General features: G+C 64.4%; 3 protein-coding genes. 1 reads left to right on the top strand and 2 read right to left on the bottom strand.

What is annotated here, in order from left to right; genetic code table 11:
• Positions 1–200: 200 nt before the first annotated feature.
• On the bottom strand, positions 201–1,073 hold the full coding sequence (gene sucD / locus AC1DT2_RS18025; protein ID WP_036137555.1) for a succinate--CoA ligase subunit alpha: 873 nt from the start codon (positions 1,071–1,073) through the stop codon (positions 201–203).
• 13 nt (positions 1,074–1,086) lie between these two features.
• Positions 1,087–2,247, bottom strand: a complete 1,161-nt coding sequence (sucC, locus tag AC1DT2_RS18020; protein WP_477297849.1) for an ADP-forming succinate--CoA ligase subunit beta — start codon at positions 2,245–2,247, stop codon at positions 1,087–1,089.
• A gap of 278 nt (positions 2,248–2,525) precedes the next feature.
• On the opposite strand from sucC, the gene AC1DT2_RS18015 reads away from it, so the two are divergent.
• Positions 2,526–3,635, top strand: a 1,110-nt coding sequence (locus AC1DT2_RS18015; RefSeq protein ID WP_477297847.1) for a histidine kinase dimerization/phospho-acceptor domain-containing protein, incomplete at its 3' end; no start/stop codon positions are given.

Raw genomic sequence — 3,635 nt, 5'->3', positions numbered from 1 at the left:
GCCTGGAACCTGCCCGCCATCTAACGCAGGTCCCATGTAGGAGCCGATTCATCGGCGATGGGTGCTCGCGGCGGACTGGCCCGCTGCCGCGGGATCGCCGATGAATCGGCTCCTACAAGGGTACCGAACCCGTTCGCGGGGCATAAAAAAACCGCGGCCCGGGGGCCGCGGTTTTTATCACTCGCCGAGGCGGGTGGGTATTACTTCATCAGACCGGCGAGGGTCTTGCCGAGGTCGGCGGGCGACTTGACCGTGGTCACGCCTGCCTTCTCGAGCGCGGCGAACTTGGCTTCCGCCGTGCCCTTGCCGCCGGAGATGATCGCACCGGCGTGGCCCATGCGCTTGCCCGGAGGAGCCGAGGCGCCTGCGATGAACGAGACGACCGGCTTCTTGACGTACTGGCTGATGAACTCAGCGGCGTCTTCTTCAGCGCTGCCACCGATTTCGCCGACCATGATGATGCCTTCGGTCTGCGGATCGTCCTGGAACAGCTTCAGGCAGTCGATGAAGTTCAGACCGTTGATCGGGTCGCCACCGATGCCGATGCAGGTGGACTGGCCGAGGCCTTCGTTCGTGGTCTGGAAAACCGCTTCGTACGTCAGGGTGCCCGAACGCGAAACGATACCGACCTTGCCCGGCTTGTGGATGTGGCCCGGCATGATGCCGATCTTGCACTCACCCGGGGTGATGACGCCCGGGCAATTCGGACCGACGAGCACGACGTCCGGGTGCGACTTGAGCACGTTCTTCACGCGCATCATGTCGAGCACCGGAATGCCTTCGGTGATCGTGACGATGATCTTGATGCCACCAGCGATGGCTTCGAGGATCGAGTCGGCCGCGAACGGAGGCGGCACGAAGATCACCGACGCGTCGGCGCCGGTCTGGTCGACCGCGTCACGCACCGTGTTGAAGACCGGCAGGTTGATGTGCTCGGAACCACCCTTGCCCGGCGTGACACCGCCGACGACCTTGGTTCCGTAGGCAATCGCCTGTTCGGCGTGGAAGGTACCCTGCTGTCCGGTGAAACCCTGGACGAGGACCTTGGTGTTCTTGTTGATCAGGACGCTCATTTAAATATGCTCCTCAGGCCGCTGCGGCCACGGCCTTTTGGGCCGCATCGTTAAGATCGTCGGCCGGCGTGATCGCCAGACCCGAGTTGGCCAGGAGCTTGCGACCTTCGTCGACGTTCGTGCCCTGCAGGCGCACGATCACCGGGATCTGCAGACCCACTTCCTTCACCGCGGCGATGAYGCCCTCGGCGATCAGGTCGCAGCGCACGATGCCGCCGAAGATGTTGACCAGGATGGCCTTCACCTTGTCCGACGAGAGGATCAGCTTGAACGCCTCGGAGACGCGCTCCTTGGTGGCACCGCCGCCGACGTCGAGGAAGTTGGCCGGCTCACCTCCTGCCAGCTTGATCACGYCCATCGTGGCCATCGCCAGACCGGCGCCATTGACCATGCAGCCAATCGTGCCGTCCATCGTGACGTAGTTGAGGTTGTGCTGGACGGCAGCCGCTTCGGCCGCGTCTTCCTGCGTGAGATCGCGCATCGCCGCGAGGTCGGCGTGACGGAACTCGGCGTTGTCGTCGGAGTTGACCTTGCCGTCGAGGGCGGCGAGGTTGCCGTCTTCGAGAACGGCGAGCGGGTTCAGCTCGACCAGGGCGAGGTCCTTCTCGTTGAACAGCTTGTACAGGCCAAGCATGATCTTGACGAGCTGGCCGACCTGCTTCGGATTCAGGTCCATCTTGAACCCGAGCTCACGGCACTGGTACGGCTGCAGGCCTTCGACGAAATCCACCTGGAAGGTGTGGATGTCTTCCGGCGTTTCGGCGGCCACCTGTTCGATGTCGACGCCGCCGTGCTTGGAGGCGATGAACGAGATCGACTTGGTGTCACGATCGGTGAGGATCGAGAGGTACAGTTCCTTCGCGATGTCGGTCGCGTCGGTGACCAGCACCAGGTTCACCGGCAGCGCACGGCCGGCGGACTGGTAGGTTTCCATGTTCGTGCCGAGCATGCCCTTGGCGGCATCGCGAACGGCATCGAGGCTGCGGCAGAACTTGACGCCACCGGCCTTGCCGCGACCGCCGGCATGGATCTGGGCCTTGACCATCCACTGCGAACCACCAAGGTGCTTGGCGGCGTCGACAGCGGCATCGGGAGAGTTGGCAACCTTGCCCGGCGGTACGGCAATGCCGTACTTGGCGAACAGTTCTTTAGCCTGGTACTCGTGGAAATTCATTCGATACCTCGAGCGAACGGGAGAAACATGTGGACGCGTGCAGGCCGTGAACGGCTCGCACGGGGATGGGGGATGGATCGATTGCGCGAGTTTCACGCAATACGGCCGCGTATTTTCCCGGAAGGCGCCCCGGATGGAAAGGGGCGGCGCCGCATTGGCCGTGCAGCGCGGCCCGCGGGCCGGCTGGAAGCTGTCGGTGGCGTGAGTTGCCGYGACCGCCCCGACACCTATACTGGGCGTCATCCAGGCCCCGGGGGGCCCGGCGGAGAAGTACCCACGTGTCCACGCCCGCGTCGACAATAGCCGCCAGGTCTACGGCGAACCAGACCACCGCCCGCCACGAACTGTTCTTTTTCAATTACTTCCGTCTCGGGCAGGCGGCGGTTTACACCGCGCTGGCGTTCCACCCCGAACACCTGAACTGGCCGAACCTGCCCGAACCCCTCTTCGCCCGCCTTTTCGCCCTGGCCTACCTGCTGGCGGCCCTGGTCATGGTGGCGCGCACCCGGCAGTCACTGAATCGCCCGGTCCTGATCGTCTCGGTCGGGCTCTCACTGGACATCGCGGCGGCCCTGCTCGCCCTCATGCTCATGCACGACGTCCGCATGGGCGTAGCCATGATGCTGGCGGTGAACCTGGCCACAGGCGCCCTGCTGCTGCCGTTCCGGCTGTCGATGTTCTTCGCCGCCATGGCCACCCTGGGCATGCTGGGTCATTCGTTCTTCGACCTGGCCGAGGCGAGCTCGTCGGATCGTGAGCTGGCCGAGTACGGGCTGTTCGGCGCGGCTTACTTCGCCTGTACCTCGCTGTGCTATGTGCTCGGCCGGAACATCCGCGCCTCCGAGGCGCTGGCCGAGCAGCGCGGTATCGATCTTGCCAACCTCTCGCAGGTCAACGAGCTGATCATCCGCCGTATGAAGACCGGTGTACTGCTGGTCGACGAGGGCAACCGCATCCACCAGCTCAACGAGTCGGCCTGGATGCTGATGGGCAATCCCTCGGCGGACCAGCGCGACCTGGGCACCCTGGCTCCCGAGCTGTCGCGGCGCCTTTACCACTGGCGCACCTCGGGCAAGCTGGACGAGAGCGCGACCATGCTGGCCGACGGCACCCCCGAGGTGATCCCGCGATTCTCGCGCCTGGCACCGAACGACGACTCGCACGTGCTGATCTTCCTTGACGACACGTCGTTGGTCTCGCGTCGCGCCGAAGAGCTCACCCTCAGCTCACTGGGCCGTTTGTCGGCGTCGATCGCCCACGAGATCCGCAATCCGCTGGCGGCGATCCACTACTCGGCCCAATTGCTCGCCGAATCCACCGACATGAACGATACCGACCTGCGCATGGTCGAGATCATCAACAACCACTGCTCGCGCCTCAACGAGATC

The organism is Luteibacter sp. P4_E6, from assembly GCF_056401535.1.
The sequence above is the reverse complement of the archived record's forward strand: the minus strand, read 5'-3'. Positions and strand labels throughout refer to the sequence as shown.